This is a genomic window from Nocardioides sp. CER19 (assembly GCF_029846275.1).
Lineage (GTDB): Bacteria > Actinomycetota > Actinomycetes > Propionibacteriales > Nocardioidaceae > Nocardioides.
Genome location: NZ_JARVWS010000002.1, coordinates 937,395 through 955,111, shown reverse-complemented (window position 1 = coordinate 955,111; position 17,717 = coordinate 937,395). Strand labels below are relative to the sequence as shown.

20 protein-coding genes and 1 pseudogene are annotated in these 17,717 nt (G+C 72.5%); 10 read left to right on the top strand and 11 right to left on the bottom strand.

Annotated features, from left to right (window positions below; translation table 11 throughout):
• Positions 1-10: 10 nt before the first annotated feature.
• On the top strand, positions 11-976 hold the full coding sequence (locus tag QDS12_RS13130) for a calcium/sodium antiporter (RefSeq protein WP_279879503.1): 966 nt from the start codon (positions 11-13) through the stop codon (positions 974-976).
• Here the strand turns inward: QDS12_RS13130 and QDS12_RS13125 are convergent.
• Positions 943-2,116: pseudogene (locus tag QDS12_RS13125) on the bottom strand (arginine deiminase). The gene QDS12_RS13130 and the pseudogene QDS12_RS13125 sit on opposite strands and share 34 nt — an antisense overlap.
• A 104-nt stretch (positions 2,117-2,220) precedes the next feature.
• Positions 2,221-2,802 (bottom strand): TetR/AcrR family transcriptional regulator, encoded by a 582-nt coding sequence (locus QDS12_RS13120; RefSeq protein WP_279879502.1) that lies wholly within the window; start codon positions 2,800-2,802, stop codon positions 2,221-2,223.
• A 96-nt stretch (positions 2,803-2,898) separates the two neighbouring features.
• On the opposite strand from QDS12_RS13120, the gene mddA reads away from it, so the two are divergent.
• Genes mddA through QDS12_RS13105 form a run of 3 tightly spaced genes read left to right on the top strand, consistent with a single transcriptional unit; the run spans position 2,899 to position 5,830 of the window.
• The gene (gene mddA, locus QDS12_RS13115) at positions 2,899-3,681 is read left to right on the top strand and encodes a methanethiol S-methyltransferase (RefSeq protein ID WP_279879501.1); all 783 of its coding nucleotides are present in this window, start codon (positions 2,899-2,901) and stop codon (positions 3,679-3,681) included.
• Positions 3,678-4,595, top strand: a complete 918-nt coding sequence (locus QDS12_RS13110) for an alpha/beta hydrolase (protein WP_279879500.1) — start codon at positions 3,678-3,680, stop codon at positions 4,593-4,595. The genes mddA and QDS12_RS13110 overlap by 4 nt, the downstream gene beginning before the upstream one ends.
• Positions 4,592-5,830 (top strand): glycosyltransferase, encoded by a 1,239-nt coding sequence (locus QDS12_RS13105; RefSeq protein WP_279879499.1) that lies wholly within the window; start codon positions 4,592-4,594, stop codon positions 5,828-5,830. The genes QDS12_RS13110 and QDS12_RS13105 overlap by 4 nt, the downstream gene beginning before the upstream one ends.
• Before the next feature lie 9 nt (positions 5,831-5,839).
• Here QDS12_RS13105 and QDS12_RS13100 read toward each other — a convergent pair whose 3' ends face one another.
• Positions 5,840-6,895, bottom strand: coding sequence for an NADH:flavin oxidoreductase/NADH oxidase (locus QDS12_RS13100; RefSeq protein ID WP_279879498.1), 1,056 nt, complete (start codon positions 6,893-6,895; stop codon positions 5,840-5,842).
• A gap of 53 nt (positions 6,896-6,948) precedes the next feature.
• On the opposite strand from QDS12_RS13100, the gene QDS12_RS13095 reads away from it, so the two are divergent.
• On the top strand, positions 6,949-7,221 hold the full coding sequence (locus QDS12_RS13095; protein WP_279879496.1) for an acylphosphatase: 273 nt from the start codon (positions 6,949-6,951) through the stop codon (positions 7,219-7,221).
• A 31-nt stretch (positions 7,222-7,252) separates the two neighbouring features.
• Positions 7,253-7,756, top strand: a complete 504-nt coding sequence (locus QDS12_RS13090) for a nucleoside deaminase (protein ID WP_279879495.1) — start codon at positions 7,253-7,255, stop codon at positions 7,754-7,756.
• Here the strand turns inward: QDS12_RS13090 and QDS12_RS13085 are convergent.
• On the bottom strand, positions 7,745-8,929 hold the full coding sequence (locus tag QDS12_RS13085; RefSeq protein ID WP_279879494.1) for an acyl-CoA dehydrogenase family protein: 1,185 nt from the start codon (positions 8,927-8,929) through the stop codon (positions 7,745-7,747). The two genes, QDS12_RS13090 and QDS12_RS13085, sit on opposite strands and share 12 nt — an antisense overlap.
• 71 nt (positions 8,930-9,000) lie before the next feature.
• Here QDS12_RS13085 and QDS12_RS13080 point away from each other — a divergent pair, with 71 nt between their 5' ends.
• The gene (locus QDS12_RS13080) at positions 9,001-9,423 is read left to right on the top strand and encodes a CoA-binding protein (protein WP_279879493.1); all 423 of its coding nucleotides are present in this window, start codon (positions 9,001-9,003) and stop codon (positions 9,421-9,423) included.
• A gap of 13 nt (positions 9,424-9,436) precedes the next feature.
• On the opposite strand, the gene QDS12_RS13075 is transcribed toward QDS12_RS13080, so the two are convergent.
• Positions 9,437-9,592: a hypothetical protein gene (locus QDS12_RS13075; protein ID WP_279879492.1), complete on the bottom strand. Its 156-nt coding sequence runs from the start codon at positions 9,590-9,592 to the stop codon at positions 9,437-9,439.
• A gap of 78 nt (positions 9,593-9,670) precedes the next feature.
• Between QDS12_RS13075 and QDS12_RS13070 the strand changes: the two genes are divergently transcribed.
• Genes QDS12_RS13070 through QDS12_RS13060 form a run of 3 tightly spaced genes read left to right on the top strand, consistent with a single transcriptional unit; the run spans position 9,671 to position 13,283 of the window.
• On the top strand, positions 9,671-10,183 hold the full coding sequence (locus QDS12_RS13070; RefSeq protein ID WP_279879491.1) for a 2Fe-2S iron-sulfur cluster-binding protein: 513 nt from the start codon (positions 9,671-9,673) through the stop codon (positions 10,181-10,183).
• The gene (locus tag QDS12_RS13065) at positions 10,180-11,181 is read left to right on the top strand and encodes a xanthine dehydrogenase family protein subunit M (RefSeq protein WP_279879490.1); all 1,002 of its coding nucleotides are present in this window, start codon (positions 10,180-10,182) and stop codon (positions 11,179-11,181) included. The genes QDS12_RS13070 and QDS12_RS13065 overlap by 4 nt, the downstream gene beginning before the upstream one ends.
• Positions 11,178-13,283 (top strand): xanthine dehydrogenase family protein molybdopterin-binding subunit, encoded by a 2,106-nt coding sequence (locus QDS12_RS13060; protein ID WP_279879489.1) that lies wholly within the window; start codon positions 11,178-11,180, stop codon positions 13,281-13,283. Before QDS12_RS13065 ends, QDS12_RS13060 begins: the two co-directional genes overlap by 4 nt.
• Before the next feature lie 9 nt (positions 13,284-13,292).
• On the opposite strand, the gene purE is transcribed toward QDS12_RS13060, so the two are convergent.
• From purE to QDS12_RS13030, 6 genes are all read right to left on the bottom strand, one after another.
• The gene (gene purE / locus QDS12_RS13055; protein WP_279880442.1) at positions 13,293-13,778 is read right to left on the bottom strand and encodes a 5-(carboxyamino)imidazole ribonucleotide mutase; all 486 of its coding nucleotides are present in this window, start codon (positions 13,776-13,778) and stop codon (positions 13,293-13,295) included.
• A gap of 90 nt (positions 13,779-13,868) precedes the next feature.
• Positions 13,869-15,029: a 5-(carboxyamino)imidazole ribonucleotide synthase gene (locus QDS12_RS13050; protein ID WP_279879488.1), complete on the bottom strand. Its 1,161-nt coding sequence runs from the start codon at positions 15,027-15,029 to the stop codon at positions 13,869-13,871.
• 27 nt (positions 15,030-15,056) lie between these two features.
• Positions 15,057-15,371: a winged helix-turn-helix domain-containing protein gene (locus QDS12_RS13045; protein WP_279879487.1), complete on the bottom strand. Its 315-nt coding sequence runs from the start codon at positions 15,369-15,371 to the stop codon at positions 15,057-15,059.
• 96 nt (positions 15,372-15,467) lie between these two features.
• Positions 15,468-16,406: an adenylate/guanylate cyclase domain-containing protein gene (locus QDS12_RS13040; protein WP_279879486.1), complete on the bottom strand. Its 939-nt coding sequence runs from the start codon at positions 16,404-16,406 to the stop codon at positions 15,468-15,470.
• Between the two features lie 3 nt (positions 16,407-16,409).
• Positions 16,410-16,922: a PH domain-containing protein gene (locus tag QDS12_RS13035; protein WP_279879485.1), complete on the bottom strand. Its 513-nt coding sequence runs from the start codon at positions 16,920-16,922 to the stop codon at positions 16,410-16,412.
• Positions 16,923-16,926: 4 nt separating this feature from the next.
• Positions 16,927-17,703: a biotin--[acetyl-CoA-carboxylase] ligase gene (locus tag QDS12_RS13030; RefSeq protein WP_279879484.1), complete on the bottom strand. Its 777-nt coding sequence runs from the start codon at positions 17,701-17,703 to the stop codon at positions 16,927-16,929.
• Positions 17,704-17,717: the final 14 nt, after the last annotated feature.

Here is a 17,717-nt window from a genome sequence, read left to right as displayed (position 1 = left end):
CGATCGGCTGATGCACAGCGCGCTGCTGGTCGCGGGCGGGCTGGCCGCGCTCCTCGCCGGCGCCGAGCTCCTCATCGGCGGCGGACGCGGACTGGCCACCTGGCTCGGCATCAGCCCCATGGTCATCGGCCTGACCGTGGTGTCGCTGGGCACCAGCGTGCCGGAGCTCGCGGTCGGCATCGACGCGGCGCGCAAGGGCAGCCCCGACCTCGCGGTCGGCAACATCGTCGGCACCAACCTGGTCAACATCCTCTTCATCCTCGGCCTCAGCGCTCTGATCGTCCCGGTCCTCTTCGCAAGGCGCACGCTCGTCTTCGACCTGCCGGTGATGACCGCGGCGGCGCTCCTGCTGTTCCTGCTCGCGCTCGACGGCATCCTCGGGCGGTGGGACGGGATCCTGCTGCTGGTCGGCGGGGCGGCGTACACCTGGGCGCTGCTCCGCCTCAGCCGACGCGACCAGGCGGACGCCGCCGCAGCCACGCCCCCCGACGGCCCCGTCACCGTGCCTCGCGCGCGAGCGCCGCTGAAGCACGTGGTCGGTCTGGTCGTCGGGCTGGCGGTGATCGTGCTGGGCGCGGAGCTGCTCGTCGACGGAGCCGTCGACGCCGCCACCTCGCTCGGCGTCAGCGAGGCCGTCATCGGCCTCACCGTCGTGGCCATCGGCACCTCGGCCCCCGAGCTCGTCACGACCGTCCTGTCGACGCTGCGCGGCGAGCGCGACATCGCGATCGGCAACCTGCTCGGCTCGAGCATCTACAACATCGCCTTCGTGCTCGGGCTCACCGTCGTGGTGGCGCCGCACGGCGTACCTGTCGCCGACGAGGTGCTCTCCGCCGACCTCGTGCTGCTGGTGGTCACCGCGCTCGGCGCCCTCCCTGTCTTCTTGTCGGGCTCCCGGATCAACCGGGTGGAGGGTGCGCTGTTCGTGGTGACGTACGCCGGCTACCTGACGTGGCTCGTCGTGGCGCGCGCCTGACGCTCGACCGGGCAGCTCATGCACCGCGGGCCGCCGCGGCCCCGGCCCAGCTCGCTGCCCGGGATCGTCAGCACCTCGATCCCGTGGCTCTCGAGCATCGCGTTGGTCGTCACGTTGCGCTCGTAGGCCACGACGACGCCGGGCCGAACCGCGAGGACGTTGCAGCCGTCGTCCCACTGCTCCCGCTGCGCGACGTGGTGGTCGTGGCCGGCGGTGAGGACCCGGACCTCGTCGATCCCGAGAGCCGCCGCGATGACACGGTGCATGTCCTCGGCCGGATGGGACGTCACCCGGAGCTCCTTGGCGTTGTCGCTCGGCTCGATGGTGTACGACGGCAGCAGTCCGAGGCCGGCGTACGCCACGAAGGTGTGGTCGTCGACCATGGTCATCACCGTGTCGAGGTGCATGAAGGCCCGCTCGCGAGGGAGCGCCAGCGCGACGATCCGGTCGGCGCTCCCGGCGGCGAAGAGGCGCAGTGCCATCCGCTCGATCCCCTGCGGGGTGGTCCGCTCGCTCATGCCCACGAGCAGCGCGCCGCCCCCGAGCACGAGCACGTCACCGCCCTCGATGCTCGCGGGTGCGTCGGCGACGCCGTCGCTCCACCGAGGCACGGACACGTCGGCGAACCGGGGGTGCCAGCGGTAGATCGCCTCGTAGTGCAGCGTCTCGCGCATCCGGGCCCGCCGGCGCATGGCGTGGACGCTGAGGCCGTCGTAGATCCACGGAGGGGTCGCGGGTGAAGAGGTGGTTGGGCAACGGCGGCAGCAGCAGCTCGTCGAGGCCGGTCGACCGCACGACGACGGAGGCCGGCTCCTCGACGTGCTCGAGCAGCTCCCGCTTCGTGATGCCCGCGATGAGGTGGCGGGTGAGGGTCGCGGGGTCGAGCCGACTGAAGAGGTTGTCGACGGCGTCGACGGCCAGGGGTCCCTGCAGCCGCTCGCCGACCACTCCGTCGAGCACGTGCTTGCGCGCCTCGGGCACCGCCATCGTCTCGCACAGGAGGTCCTCGAGCAGGTGGACCTCGACACCCTGGTCCCGCAGCGTCGCCGCGAAGGCGTCGTGCTCGTGCTGGGCGCGCTCGAGCCAGACGACCTCGTCGAAGAGGTAGTCGTCCTTGTTGGTCGGGGTCAGCCGCTCCATCTCACGACCGGGCCGGTGGAGGATGACCTCGCGGAGCGGGCCGGTCTCGGAATCCACTGCCATGCGCGGTCGGTACCCACCGGCACACCTGCGCGCGGCAGCGGTCAGCTCCGCTCGGCGAGGCGGATGAGGTCACCGACGCGTCGCAGCGCTCGCCTCACCGCGGTGGACCAATGGTCGTCGCCGAGCAGGAGGACCGACTCACCGCCGAGGAAGGCCATGCCGACGAGCAGGGCGACGTCCTCGGCCGAGAACGGCCCGAGCCCGCCGAGGTCCCGCTCGGCTTCCGACAGCACGCGGCGGAGCACGTCGATCCAGGCGCGCAGCAGGGCGATGATCTGCTCGGCGACGGCGGAGTCCGACCAGCCGGCGGCGATCATCTCCTGCAGCACCCGGACGTAGCCGGAGGCGAGGTCGTCGTCGAGGAAGTCGCAGGCCTGGTCGTAGCGGGCGGACAGCGGGGTGTCGCCGGCGTACATCGCGTCCTGGCGCGCGACCAGCTTCTCGTTCTCCGCCGCGAGCAGCGCGAGGACGAGGCCCTGCTTGCCGCCGAAGTGGTAGTGGATCTGGCTGAGCGGCACGCCGGCGTGGTCAGCGACGCGCCGCGTCGACAGGTTCGCGTAGCCCTCGGCCAGCAGGCAGGCGCGCGCCGCCTGCGTGAGTCGGGACGCGGTCTCGGCGGCCATGTGGTCTCCTCGGGAAAGGGCCCTTGTCGGTCGATCGACCGAATGCTAGCGTCTCGATATTCGGTCGGTCGACCGACCCGCCGGAGAGGAGCCCTGATGACCGCGCGCATCGCGACGCTCGCCTACGGAGCGCTCGCCTACCTCGCCTTCGTGGCGTCGCTCGCCTACACCACGCTCTTCCTGGCCGGCGTGGCCGTGCCGAAGGGCGTCGACGACGGGCCGGACGCCCCCGTCTGGCTCGCCCTGGTCGTCGACCTGACGCTGATGTCGCTGTTCGCCGTCCAGCACAGCGTGATGGCGCGGCCGTGGTTCAAGCGGGCCTGGACCACTGTCGTGCCGCCCTCGATGGAGCGCAGCACCTACGTGCTCGCGTCGAGCGCCGTCGTGGCACTGCTGCTCTGGCAGTGGCGGCCGCTCCCCCACGAGGTGTGGTCGGCCGACCCGACCTGGGCCCGTCTGCTGCTGTGGGCCGGCTACGTCGCCGGCTGGGTCGTGCTGCTGGTCAGCTCGTTCCTCATCGGCCACTTCGACCTGTTCGGGATCAAGCAGGTCGTGGCCCGCTGGCGGGCGACGACCTACCGCGAGGGCGAGTTCCGCACGCCGGGCCTCTACCGCTACGTGCGGCATCCCCTGATGGTCGGCTTCCTGATCGCGTTCTGGTCGACCCCTGACATGAGCATCGGCCGGCTGCTCTTCGCGACGGTCGCCTCGGCCTACATCGTCGTGGCGGTGCGCTTCGAGGAGCACGACCTGCGTCTCCAGCTGGGCGAGCCCTACACGGAGTACGCCGACCGGGTGCCGCGCTTCGTTCCGCGACTCCGCCCGGGGCTGGCCCTGGCACCCCGCCCGCGCTCACACTCAGCATGGGAGGAGCGATGAGCGAGGATCGCCGGATCGGCGCGGCCGACGCGGACGGGTTCGTCGAGGCGGCCGGGACGAAGGTGCACTACGAGGTGCACGGCACCGCCGGGCCCACGCTCCTGCTGATGCCGACGTGGACGATCGTGCACCAGCGCTTCTGGAAGCTGCAGCTCCCCTATCTCGCGCGGCACCACCGCGTGGTGACCTACGACGGGCCCGGCAACGGCCTCTCCGACCGACCGGTCGAGCCGGCGGCGTACGACCAGGACCGGCAGGTCGAGCGCGCGCTCGCCGTGCTGGACGTGACCGGGACCGAGACGGCGGTCGTGGTCGCACTGTCCCGAGCGGCTCAGTGGGCCCTCGACCTGGCCGCCAACCACGCAGAGCGGATCGCGGGCACGGTGCTCATCGGGCCGTCGCTGCGGCTGGGGACGTCGCCCCGGCCCGAGCGGGTCAGGCGACCGGACCCCGTCGAGCTGCCCCCCTCGCGGGTGCCGCACCTTGGCACCGACCCGCTCGAGCACTGGGCGAAGATGGACCCCGGCTACTGGCGGCGGTCCTACGACGACTTCCTGTGGTTCTTCTTCGGGCAGTGCTTCCCGGAGCCGCACTCGACCAAGCCGATCGAGGACTGCGTCGCCTGGGGACGCGAGACGAACGCCGAGGTGCTGGTCGCCGAAGCCGGCGGCCGCGTCCCGTCGGCGGAGACCCTGCGGAAGTGGTGCGCCCGGATCACCACGCCGCTGCTCACGATCCACGGTGACCACGACCGGATCAGCTCGGTCCGCCGCAGCGAGCTCATCGCCGAGCTCACCGGCGGACGGCTCGTCGCGATCGAGGGCGGCGGCCACCTGCCGCTGGCGCGCGACCCTGTCAAGGTCAACCACCTGATCCGGGACTTCGTGCGATCCGCCGCGGGAGCGGGGGGATGAGCACCGAGCGGTGGTCCCGCGCCCGGGGCCGGCCGCGCCGAGCGCTCTACCTCTCCTCCCCCATCGGCCTCGGACACGCGCGGCGCGACCTCGCCATCGCGCAGCGGCTGCGGACGCTCCACCCCGACCTGCAGATCGACTGGCTCGCCCAGCACCCGGTCACCCGGGTGCTGGAGGACGCCGGCGAGCGGGTGCACCCGGCCTCGCGGTGGCTCGGCAGCGAGTCGGCGCACCTCGAGGCCGAGTCGGGCGAGCACGACCTGCATGTCTTCCAGGCGATCCGCGAGATGGACGAGATCCTCGTCAACAACTTCATGGTCTTCGACGAGGTGGTCGAGGAGACGCCGTACGACCTGGTGATCGGCGACGAGAGCTGGGACGTCGACTACTTCCTGCACGAGAACCCCGAGCTGAAGCGGTTCTCGTTCGCGTGGATGACCGACTTCGTCGGCTGGCTGCCGATGCCCGACGAGGGCGCGCGGGCGGCCCTGGTCACCGCCGACTACAACGCCGAGATGCTGGAGCAGCGCGCCCGCTACCGGCGGATCCGCGACCGCCAGATCTTCGTCGGCAACCCCGACGACGTCGTCGACGAGTCGTTCGGGCCGGGCCTCCCGAACATCCGGGAGTGGACGGTCGACAACTACGACTTCGCGGGCTACGTCACGGGCTTCGAACCGCCCTCGGCCGCCGAGGTCGCGCGGGCGCGTCGCGAGCTCGGGTACGGCGACCGCGACGTGCTGTGCCTCGTCGCGGTCGGCGGCTCGGGGGTCGGCGAGCCGCTGCTGCGACGGGTGCTCGACGCGGTGCCGATCGCCCGCCGACTCGTCCCCGAGCTGCGGTTCCTCGTCGTCACCGGCCCCCGCATCGACCCCGCCGCCCTCCCGCACGTGGACGGCGCGGACGTGAGGGGCTTCGTGCCGGACCTCCACCTCCGGCTCGCGGCGGCCGACGTGGCGGTCGTCCAGGGCGGCCTCACCACGACGATGGAGCTCGCGGCCGCGCGCGTGCCGTTCCTCTACGTCCCGCTGCGCCACCACTTCGAGCAGAACATCCACGTCCGCCACCGCCTCGAGCGCTACGGCGCCGGCCGCTGTGTCAGCTACGAGGAGGTCAGCGACCCGGCCTGGCTGGCCGAGGCGGTCGTCAAGGAGGCCGGCACCGAGGTGGTCAGCCGGCCGGTCGAGACCGGCGGCGCCGAGCGGGTCGCGGCGATGCTCGCCGAGCTGCTCTGACCGGTCCCCTCAGGCTGGCCGGGCCCGCTCGTACTGCTGGGGCCAGTCCACCTCGCCGCCGAGCTCGGCGGCGGCACGCAGGGCCCAGTGCGGGTCACGCAGCAGTGCGCGGGCGAGCAGCACGACGTCGGCCTGCCTGTTCTTGACGATCTCCTCGGCGTGCGCCGGCTCGGTGATGAGCCCGACCGCGCCGGTCGGGACGCCGGCCTCGGCACGGATCCGCTCGGCGTACGGGACCTGGTAGCCCGGGGCGAGCTCGATCCGCGCCGGCGCCACGCCGCCGGTCGAGACGTCGACGAGGTCGACCTTGTCGGCCAGCGTGCCGGCGAGCCGGACCGACTGGTCGCCGTCCCAGCCGCCCTCGAGCCAGTCGGTGGCGGAGATGCGGACGATGACCGGGTAGTCCTCCGGCACGCGCGCCCGCACCGCGTCGACGACCTCGTGCAGCAGCCGGGCGCGGTTGTCGAAGCTGCCGCCGTAGCCGTCCGTGCGCAGGTTGCTCAGCGGCGAGAGGAACTGGTGGAGCAGGTAGCCGTGCGCCGCGTGGATCTCGACGAGGTCGAAGCCGGCCGCGAGCGCACGCTCCGCGGCGTCGGCGAAGGCGCCGGGCAGCGCGGCGATCTCCTCCGGCGTCAGCTCGCGCGGGTCGAGCAGCCCCGGGTACGCCGCCGCGCTCGGCGCGACCGGCTCCCAGCCGCCCTCCTCCGGGCCCACGACGCCGCGCTCCCAGGCCGGGCGGGTGCTGGCCTTGCGGCCGGCGTGTGCGAGCTGGACGCCGATCGCGGCGCCCTGGCGGTGGGCGAAGTCGGTGATCCGCCGCCAGGCAGCGGTCTGCTCGTCGTTCCAGAGGCCGGTGTCCTGCGGCGAGATGCGCCCCTCCGGCACGACCGCCGTCGCCTCGGTGAGGACGACGCCGACGCCGGCGCGGGCGAAGCTCGCCAGGTGGGCGAAGTGCCAGTCGTTCGGGAGGCCGTCCGTCGCCGAGTACTGGCACATCGGTGCGACCCAGACGCGGTTGCGGGCGGTCAGCCCACGGAGGGTGATGGGGGTGAAGAGCTCGCTCACGGTCTGCCCCAACAGACGCGCGCCGCCGGCTGTTCCTTTGCCACACTGTGTCGATGAGCACCAGGGCCGTCGACGTGGTCGTCACCGGACGTGTCCAGGGGGTCTTCTTCCGCGCGTCCTGCGCCGAGCAGGCCGAGCGGCTCGGCGTGACGGGCCGGGTCGCCAACCGACCGGACGGCAGCGTCTCCGGCCACTTCGAGGGCGACCCCCAGGCCGTGACGACGCTGCTCGACTGGTGCGGCAGCGGCCCGCGCCGGGCCGAGGTGGCCGAGGTGTCGGTCGACGAGGTCGCCCCGCAGGGGGATCCGCACTTCGAAGTGAGGTGACGCCGAGCCGCTGAAGGCGGAGGATCTGTCCATGACCGCGAACTGCGACGCCGTGCACCTGCGTCACTGCATCACGCTGGCTGCCCTCGCGATGGAGGCCGGTGACGGTCCGTTCGCCTCCGTCCTGGTCGACGCGGACGGCGACATCCTCGCCGAGGAGCGCAATCTCGAGCACACCAACCACGACCCGACCGCCCACCCCGAGCTGGCGCTCGCCCGGTGGGCGGTGGACCACCTGCCGCTCGCCGAGCGGGCGGCCACGACCGTCTACACCACGGGCGAGCACTGCCCGATGTGCGCCGCGGCCCACGCGTGGGCCGGCCTGGGCAAGGTCGTCTACGCCGCCTCCGCCGCTCAGCTGGCCGGTTGGCGGGCCGGCTGGGGCGTGCCGGCATCGGCCGTGAGCACGCTCGCGATCACCGACGTCGCACCCGGCATCGAGGTCATCGGTCCCGTGTCGCCGTACGACGAGGAGATGCATGCCCTCCACGAGCAGGCGCTCCAGCGGCGTACGGCCGGGGCGTCACAGCTCTGACTGGACTCCGGCGAGGAGCTGACGGGCCATCACGATCCGCTGGACCTGGTTGGTGCCCTCGTAGATCTGGGTGATCTTGGCGTCGCGCATCATCCGCTCGACCGGGTAGTCGCGGGTGTAGCCGTAGCCGCCCAGCAGCTGCACGGCATTGGTGGTGACCTCCATGGCCACATCGGAGGCGAACGCCTTCGCCGCCGCACCGAAGAACGTCAGGTCCGCATCACCGCGCTCGGACCGGCCGGCGGCGGCGTACGTCATCTGCCGGGCCGCCTCGACCTTCATGCCCATGTCGGCGACCATGAACTGCAGGCCCTGGAAGTCAGCGATCGACGTGCCGAACTGCCGCCGCTCCTTGATGTAGCCCAGCGCGTAGTCGAGCGCCCCCTGGGCGACGCCGACCGCCTGCGCCGCGATCGTGATACGGGTGTGGTCGAGGGTCTGCATCGCGTACTCGAAGCCGCGGCCCTCCTCCCCGATGAGCCGGTCGGCGGGGAGCCGGACGTTGTCGAAGTAGACCTCGCGCGTCGGGGAGCCCTTGATGCCCAGCTTCTTCTCCGGGGCGCCGAACGAGACGCCCTCATCGGACTTCTCCACCACGAAGGCGCTGATCCCCCTGGAGCGCTTCTCGGGGTCGGTCATCGCCAGCACGGTGTAGTACTCCGAGACGCCGGCGTTGGTGATCCAGCGCTTGACGCCGTTGAGGACCCAGCCGGCCTCAGGACCAGCACCGTCGCGCACGGCGCGGGTCTTCTGGTTGGCCGCGTCCGAGCCGGCGTCGGGCTCGGAGAGGCAGTAGGAGAACCCGCCCTCACCGGCGGCGAGCTTGCCGAGGTAGTGCTTCTTGAGCTCCTCCGACCCGCCGATCTGGACCGGCAGTGAGCCGAGCTTGTTGACCGCGGGGATCAGCGAGGCCGACACGTCGGCACGGGCGACCTCCTCGATGACCAGGACCGTGGCGAGCGCGTCGGCGCCGACGCCGCCGTAGGCCTCCGGCACGTGCGGGGCGTAGAAGTCCGAGGCCACCAGGGCGTCGTGCGCCTCCTGCGGGTAGCGCGCCTCCTCGTCGACCGCCGCGGCGTAGGGCGCGACCTTCGCGTCGCAGATCTCCCGGATCGCCTTGCGGATCTCCTGGTGCTCCTCGGAGAGGGCGAACAACGGGTACTCAGCGCTCATGAGGCTCGATTCTACTCGCGAGTAGCCCACGCCTTCACGGGAGGCCTGCGCTCGCGAACTAAGGTCGGAGCATGGCCGACTGGCAGAGCTCGGACGCGATCGACTTCATGCTCGACGACTGCAAGACCTGGGCGGTCGTCGGGCTCTCCGGCGACCCGCATCGGACGGCGTACTCCATCGCCGCCCTCCTCCAGGAGCGCGGCAAGCGGATCGTGCCGATCCACCCGGCCGCCGCATCCGGGACGCTCGAGGTGCTCGGCGAGCGGGCGTACCCGACTCTCGCCGACGTGCCGTTCCCCGTGGACGTCGTGGACGTCTTCCGCCGCTCGGAGGCAGCCGGTCAGTTCGCCGACGAGGCGGCACAGATCGGCGCGAAGGCCGTGTGGTTCCAGCTCGGTGTCGTCGACGAGGACGCCTTCGACCGTACGACGGCCGCCGGGCTGCGGATGGTCATGGACACCTGCCCCGCGATCGAGTGGGCCAGGCGGCGCTGAGGATCCCGCCGGCTCAGTCCGGCGGTTCCGGCGGCTGGGTGTCCGGCTTCGGCTCGGGCGTGGGGTCGGGACCCGGGAACGGGTCGGGGATGTCCGGCCCCGGCTCCGGAATGCCACCGGGGTACGGGTCCGTGCCGGGCTCGGCGGGAGGTACTGGTGTGGTGGTCATGCTCCTCCGGTATCCCCCGACCGACGCGGTCATGTAGGTCGACCTGTTTGCCGGGAGCACGTGCGGGGACCGAGAAGGGTGGACACGACCATCGAGCTCACCGTCGACGGCGAGCGCAGAGCCGTCACCGTCGACACCCGCACCACCCTCCTCGACGCCCTCCGTGAGCGGCTCGGCAACACCTCACCGAAGAAGGGCTGCGACCACGGTCAGTGCGGCTCGTGCACGGTCCTGCTCGACGGACGACGACATCTGACCTGCCTCGCTCTCGCGCTGTCCTACGACGGCGCCGAGATCACGACCGCCGCCGGCCTGGCGCGCGACGGGCTGCATCCGGTGCAGCAGGCCTTCCTCGACCACGACGGCTACCAGTGCGGCTACTGCACGCCCGGCCAGGTCTGCTCGGCCGTCGGCATGCTCGACGAGGCATCTCGCGACGCCCCGAGCCACGTCACCGAAGACCTCGACGTCCCGACCACGCTGGAGGACCTCACCGACAGCGAGATCCGCGAGCGGATGAGCGGCAACCTGTGCCGCTGCGGCGCCTACCCCGGGATCCTGGCCGCTGTCCGACAGGTGGCCGGCGCATGAAGGAGCTCGCCTACGTCCGCGCGAGCGACCCCGCCCAGGCCGTCGCCACCGTCGCCGACGACCCCGACGCCCGCTTCCTCGGCGGCGGCACCAACCTCGTCGACCACCTCAAGCTCGGCATCACGACACCCGGGACGCTGGTGGACATCAGCCACTTGCCGCTCGACGGGTTCGAGGAGACCGCTGACGGCCTGACGATCGGCGCCAACGTGCGCAACAGCGACCTGGCCGCCGACCGGCGGGTCCGGGCCGGCTGGCCCGTCGTGTCCCGGGCACTGCTCGCCGGCGCCTCCGGGCAGATCCGCAACCAGGCCACCACCGGCGGCAACCTGCTGCAGCGCACCCGCTGCGTCTACTTCCAGGATCCGACCACCCCCTGCAACAAGCGCGAGCCCGGCAGCGGCTGCTCGGCGGCTGGAGGCTACGGCCGCTACAACGCGATCCTCGGGGCGAGCCCGGCCTGCGTCACCGTGCACCCGTCCGACCTGGCGGTGGCGCTGGCCGCCGTCGACGCCGCGGTGCTCGTGCTCGGGCCCGGCGGGCGGCGCCGCATCCCGGCCGCCGAGCTACACCGGCTCCCGGGCGACGACGCCGAGCACGACACGGTGCTGGGTCACGGCGACCTCATCACCGCCGTCGAGCTGCCCGCGTCGGCGCTCGCCCGTCGCTCCACCTACGTGAAGGTCCGCGACCGGGCGTCCTTCGCCTTCGCCCTGGTGTCCGTCGCGGTCGCGCTCGACCTCGCCGAGGACGGCACCGTCACCGACGTGCGGGTCGTCTGGGGCGGCGTCGCCCACAAACCCTGGCGCGCCGAGCGCGCCGAGGACGCCCTGCGCGGCCGCCCGCTCACCGAGGCCGCAGTCCGGGCCGCAGCCGACGCGGAGCTCGCGAGCGCCGCTCCCAGCAGCGACGCCGGCTACAAGGTCCCGATGGTCCGCAACGCCACCGCGCTGGCCTTCCGGCGCCTGGTTCCCGCCCTGGCCGAGGAGGACCGATGACCGATCTCGTGCCCGCACCCATCGATGCCAAGGCGATGGGCACCGCTCTGCCCCGCGTCGACGGCGTGGAGAAGGTCACCGGTTCGGCGGCGTACGCCGTCGAGCACCCGGTCCCCCGGCCGCTGGCCTGCTGGCTCGTGCAGTCCACGATCGCCCGCGGCCGAGTCGTCTCCGTCGACCGGAGCGCCGCGCTCGCCCACCCGGGCGTGCTGTCGGTCGTCGACCACACCGACGCACCACGCCTGGCGGAGACGGACAACGGCGAGCTCGCGATCCTGCAGGACGACCGGATCGGGTTCCGCGGCCAGATCGTCGCGCTGGTGCTCGCCGAGTCCTCGGAGGCCGCCCGGGAGGGCGCCCGCCTCGTGCGCGTGGAGCAGCAGGAGGAGCCAGCCGAGGCAGAGCTGCGCGAGGACAACGCGACCTACCGCCCCGAGAAGGTCAACCCGAGCATGGAGACCGACACCGAGACCGGGGACGTCGACACCGCGCTGGCCGGCGCCGACGTCGTCCTCGAGCAGACCTACCGGACGCCGTACGAGCACAACAACCCGCTCGAGCCGCACGCGACCACCGCCTGGTGGGGCGAGGAGGACGGCCGCGACCGGCTCACCCTCTACGACTCCAGCCAGGGCGTGCACGGAGTCGCGACCGCGCTCGCGCCGATGCTCGGCATGGAGAAGGAGCAGGTCAGGGTCATGGCGCCGTACGTCGGCGGCGGCTTCGGCAGCAAGGGCGAGGCGCACGCCCACGTGATGGCGGCAGCGCTCGCGGCGCGCACCACGGGCGGGCGGCCGGTGCGGCTCGCGGTGACCCGGCAGCAGATGTTCGCGCTGACCGGCTACCGGACCGCCACGATCTCGAAGTTCCGCCTGGGCGCCGACCGCGACGGCCGCCTCGCCGCGATCGAGCACGGGGTGCTGGAGCAGACCTCGCGGTTGCGCGAGTTCGCCGAGCAGACGGCCTCCTCCACCCGGATGATGTACGCCGCCCCGAACCGGCGCACCAGCCACCGACTCGCCGTGCTCGACGTCGCGGTGCCGTCCTGGATGCGGGCGCCCGGCGAGATGCCTGGGATGTATGCGCACGAGGTGGCGATGGACGAGCTCGCCGAGGCGTGCGGGCTGGACCCGGTCGAGCTCCGCCGGCGCAACGAGCCCGACCTCGACCCCGAGAAGGGCCTGCCGTTCGACCGGCGCGGGCTCCTCGAGTGCCTCGACCGCGGCGCCGCGCGGTTCGGGTGGGCGGGCCGGCCGCGCGAGCCGCGCAGCACCCGCGACGGCGAGTGGTGGGTCGGCACCGGGGCCGCCTCGGCGACGTACCCGGCGATGCGCCAGCCCGGCAACGTCGCGCGGATCGAGTCGCTGCCCGACGCGCGCTACGCCGTCTCGATCGGCTCGGTGGACATCGGGACCGGCGCCCGCACCGCGCTGACCCAGATCGCCGCCGACGCGCTCTCGGTCGGGCCCGACGCGATCGACCTGCATCTCGGCGACACCGCGCTGCCGCCGGCGTCGGTGGCGGGCGGCTCGTCCGGGACCAGCTCGTGGGGCTCAGCGATCGTGGCCGCCGCCCAGCAGTTCAGGACCGAGCACGGTCACCGGCCCGCGCCGGGCCTGCGGACGGAGGCGGGCGCCGAGCGCGGCGACGAGGCCGAGCGGTTCTCGTTCCACTCCTTCGGCGCGGTCTTCGCCGAGGTGCGGGTGCACCGCGACACCGGCGAGCTGCGGGTGCCGCGCCTGCTCGGTGTCTACTCGGTCGGGCGGGTGGTCAACCCGATGACCGCCCGGTCGCAGCTCGTCGGCGGCCTGGTCATGGGCATGTCGGCGGCGCTCTTCGAGGAGTCGGTGCGGGATCCCCGCTTCGGGCACGTCGTCACCCAGGACCTGGCGACCTACCACATCGCGGCGCACGCCGACGTGACCGGCGTCGAGGCCGAGTGGCTCGACGAGTCGACGACGACCTTCACGCCGATGGGATCGCGCGGGATCGGCGAGATCGGGATCGTCGGGACCGCAGCGGCGGTCGCCAACGCGGCCTACCACGCGACCGGGATCCGGGTACGTGACCTGCCGCTGACCGCCGACGCGTACGTCGGCTGACCCGACCGGTCAGGCCTGCGCGGAGGAGCCGGACTCCCGGCGTACGACCTCGCCCTTGGCGTGCGCGGCCGCCTTGAGCGAGGCCTGGAACTCCACCACCTCGGCCTGCAGCGCCGGGTCGGTGGCCGCGAGGATGCGTACGGCGAGCAGGCCGGCGTTGCGCGCGTTGCCGATCGAGACGGTGGCGACCGGGACCCCTGCCGGCATCTGCACGATCGAGAGCAGCGAGTCCATGCCGTCGAGATACTTCAGCGGCACCGGGACGCCGATCACGGGCAGCGGCGTGACCGATGCGAGCATGCCGGGCAGGTGAGCCGCTCCCCCGGCCCCGGCGATGATCACCGACAGGCCACGCTCGTGGGCGCGCTTGCCGTAGTCGATCATCTCCTCCGGCATCCGGTGCGCCGAGACGACGTCCGCCTCGAAGCCGATGCCGAACTCCTCGAGCGCCTCCGCGGCGGCCCTCATCACCGGCCAGTCGGAGTCCGAGCCCATCACGATGCCGACGGAAGCAGTCACGTCGGAACCCTATCGGCCGGGCGCTGTCCGTTCATCGACCGGCGGCCACCCGCACGAGCCGCCGGGTCACTCGCTCTCGTTGCCGAGATCCCCGGCGAACCAGGCGGCGGCGTGCCGGGCCCGCTCCAGGCAGTCGTCGAGGTCCTCGCCGTAGGTGTTGACGTGGCCGACCTTGCGGCCGGGTCGCAGGTCCTTGCCGTAGAGGTGCACCCGCAGGTGCGGGTCGCGGGCGAGCGCGTGCGGGAAGCCGTCGTAGAGCCGCCCGGCGTCGGGGTCGGACCCTCCGAGGATGTTGACCATCACGGTCCAGCGCTGCCGTGGTGCCGGGGAGCCGAGCGGCAGGTCCATCACCGCGCGGAGGTGGTTCTCGAACTGCGACGTCTCGGCACCGTCCTGCGACCAGTGGCCGGTGTTGTGGGGCCGCATGGCCAGCTCGTTGACGAGGATCCGGCCGTCGGTCGTCTCGAACAGCTCGACTGCGAGGATCCCGGTCACGCCCAGCTCGCCCGCGACCTTGAGCGCGATCGACTGGGCCTGCCCGGCCAGCTCGTCCGCGAGGTCGGGGGCCGGGGCGATCACCTCGTGGCAGATGCCGTCGCGCTGCGTGGTCTGGACGACCGGGTACGCCGCCGCCTGGCCGCTCGGCGAGCGGGCGACGATCGCCGAGAGCTCGCGGCGGAAGTCGACGAGCTCCTCGGCCAGGATCCGCACGCCGGTGCGCCCGGCCACCTCGAACGGCTCGACGGCGTCGGCGGCGGACCTGACGACCCAGACGCCCTTGCCGTCGTACCCGCCCCGCGTGGTCTTGAGGACGCACGGGAACCCGAAGGCCTCGACCTCCTCGACGGAGGTGACGATGGCGTTGCGCGGGCAAGGAACGCCGAGCTCGGCGAGCCGCTCGCGCATCAGCCCCTTGTCCTGCGCGTAGACGAGCGCCTCGGGGCCGGGGCGCACCGCGAGTCCGGCGCGCTCCAGCGCGTGCAGGTGCTCGGTCGGCACGTGCTCGTGGTCGAACGTCACGGCCGCGCAGCTCTCCGTCACCTCGAGCAGGGTGTCGAGGTCGCGGTAGTCACCGACGACGTGGTCGGGGATCACCTGGGCAGCCGAGACGCCCTCGGCCTCGGCGAGCAGTCGCAGCGGCAGTCCGAGCGCGATCGCGGGCTGGGCCATCATGCGGGCGAGCTGGCCACCGCCGATGACGGCGAGCGTGGGGGCTGACACCCGCAAAGGGTATCGGCCGGCGCGGAGTGTCGTTCAGAGGACGGCGACCTGGCCGATCTCGAAACGCAGCCCCTTGCCGCGGACGGTGGTGATGAGGTGCGGGTGCCGGCTGTCGTCGCCGATCTTGCGGCGGACCCAGCCCAGATGCACGTCGATCGTCTTGGAGGAGGTCCAGAACCGGGTGGCCCACACGTCCTGCATCAGCTCGTCGCGGGTGACGATCGTGCCGGCGTTGCTGATCAGCTTGTGCAGGAGGTCGAACTCCTTCCGCGACAGCCTGATCTCCTCGTCGCCCCGCCATGCCCGACGGGCCTCGGGGTCGACGCGGATGTCCTGGACCTGGATCACGAGCAAAATCGTAGGCAGCCCCGATAGCGTCGGACGCCGGTTTGCTCGTTCCTGCCAGTGACATCTTGCTGCCAGGGCAAAGGCAGCGAGGCTCGCTCAGTGGCGCCGTACGGCGACCGGCTCGACGATCCCGAAGCCCCGCACCGGGCGCGCCGGCAGTCGTCGGGTCTCGAACTGGTCGGCCGGAAGCCGGGCCGCTGTCGTCTCGTCGACGATGATCCGGTTGCGTCGCGCGACGGCGGTGAGCCGGGCCGCCATGTTGACCGGCGGGCCGAACACGTCGCCCAGCCGGGTGACCACCGAGCCGGTGGCGAGGCCGAGCCGCACGTCCGGCATGCGCGGGTCGCGACCGATCACGTTGATGATGCCCTCGGCCGTGTCGTAGGCCCGGATCGGGTCGTCGTTCACGAACAGCACGGAGTCGCCGAGGCTCTTGATGACGCGGCCCTGCTGGACGGCGATGACGTCGGCGCAGCGGGACTCGAACAGCTCGACGAGGTCGCCGATCTTCTCCTGCGTCAGCGTGTTCGACAGTGCGGTGAACGAGACGATGTCGGCGAAGCCGACGGTCACCTGGGTCGTCCCGAGGTCGTCGGCCTCGGACGCGTCGAGGCGCGCGAGGGCGGCGCTCATGTGTCGCCGCCAGGCGTAGGTGAGCAGGCCCTCGAAGCGCTTGTTGAACTCCTCGGTGACCGCGCCGGCGACCTCGGTGAGCGCCGGCCTGTCGTCGAGCCGGCCGAGCGTCTCGAGGTGGTGCACCATCGCCGAGACCTCCCAGTCCGAGAGCCGGGCCATGGTCAGCCCGACGCCGCGCGTGAGGTTGACGGCGAGGTCGAAGTCGATGATCCCGGTGGCCAGGATGTCGGTGAGCGTGGTCAGCGCGGCGAGGTCGTCCTCCGTGTAGAACGCCTCCCCGCCGGCCTCCGGGAAGCCGAGCGCGCGCCACAGCTTCTTGGCCTGGTCCAGGCTGACGCCGGTGCGCTCGGCGACCTCGGACGCGGTGTAGCGCACGCCCTCGGGAGTGGATTCGGGCACCGGCTACACGCCTTCGTCGCGCATGGCGCGGTCGTTGCTGTCGTTGAGGAGCTCGTTGATGAGCCGCTGGGCCTCCTCCACGCGCGGGATGTCGTGGAGCATGACCCGCCCATGGGTGCTGGCGTCGCTGACGTAGAGGGTGCCGCAGCCGAGCAGCCGGTCGATGAGGTCGCGCTCGGAGGCGACGTCGCTGATCCGGCTCAGCGGGATGTCGTGCCCGCGTCGGGTGAGGACGCCGCGCCGCGTGACCAGTCGCCGGGTGGTGACGGTGTAGGTGGCGCTCGCCCAGACGAGGACCGGTCGGACGACGTACCAGAGCGCCCCGAGGGCGACCAGCGCCCACAGCACGAGCGAGGTGACCCGTGGGAGCCAGAAGTGACCGATCTCCCCGATGACGAGCAGCACGATCAGCGCCAGGGCCGGCAGCAGCAGTGCCTTCGCGTGCGTGCGGGTGTGGAGGACGACCGTCTCGCCCTCGTTCAGCTGCCTGCTCGGGATCCCCACGGGACGCATCATCTCACTATCGGACCGGCCGGAGGTGAACCACGTCACCTGCGCCGACGGCCTTCTCGCCCTGCTCCGTGGCGATGACGACGCGTCCGCTCGCGTCGATGGCCGTCGCTCTCCCGACGAGCGTCGCCCCGCCGGGAAGCTCGGCGCGGACCTGGCGGCCGAGCGTCACGCTCGCCGCCGCGTACGCCGACCGGAGCGTGTCCGGGTCGGCGACCCAGTCCTCGTAGTGGCCGCGCAGCCCCCGCAGGACCGACCGCAGCACCGCTGTGCGGTCGACCGGACCCCCGGACTCGATCGCGAGCGACGTGGCGGTCGGCACCGGCAGCTCCGCGACGGTGAGCGAGGTGTTGAGCCCGATGCCGACGACCGCCGCCGGGCCGTCCGGCGTCTCGACCCGCTCGACGAGGATCCCGCAGACCTTCTTCTCCTCGCCGGAGCGCGTCCGCAGCAGTACGTCGTTGGGCCACTTCACCCCGGCGGCGTACCCCTCCTCCCGGAGCGCGGACGTCACCGCCAGCCCCGTGAGGAGCGGCAACCACGGCCACCGCTGGGCCGGCACGCGGTCGACCGGCGGGCGCAGCAGGACCGAGAGCGTCAGCGCCGAGTGGAGCGGGGTCTCCCACGTCCGGTCGAGCCGGCCGCGGCCCGCCGTCTGGTGCTCCGTGACGACGACCAGGCCCTCGGGCGCTCCCTGCCGCGCGCGCTCGGCCACGACCGCGTTGGTGGAGGGCGTCTCCGGCAGGATCTCGACGACAAACGGGTCATCGCCCGTGGTGATCCTCACAGAATCGAGAGGGG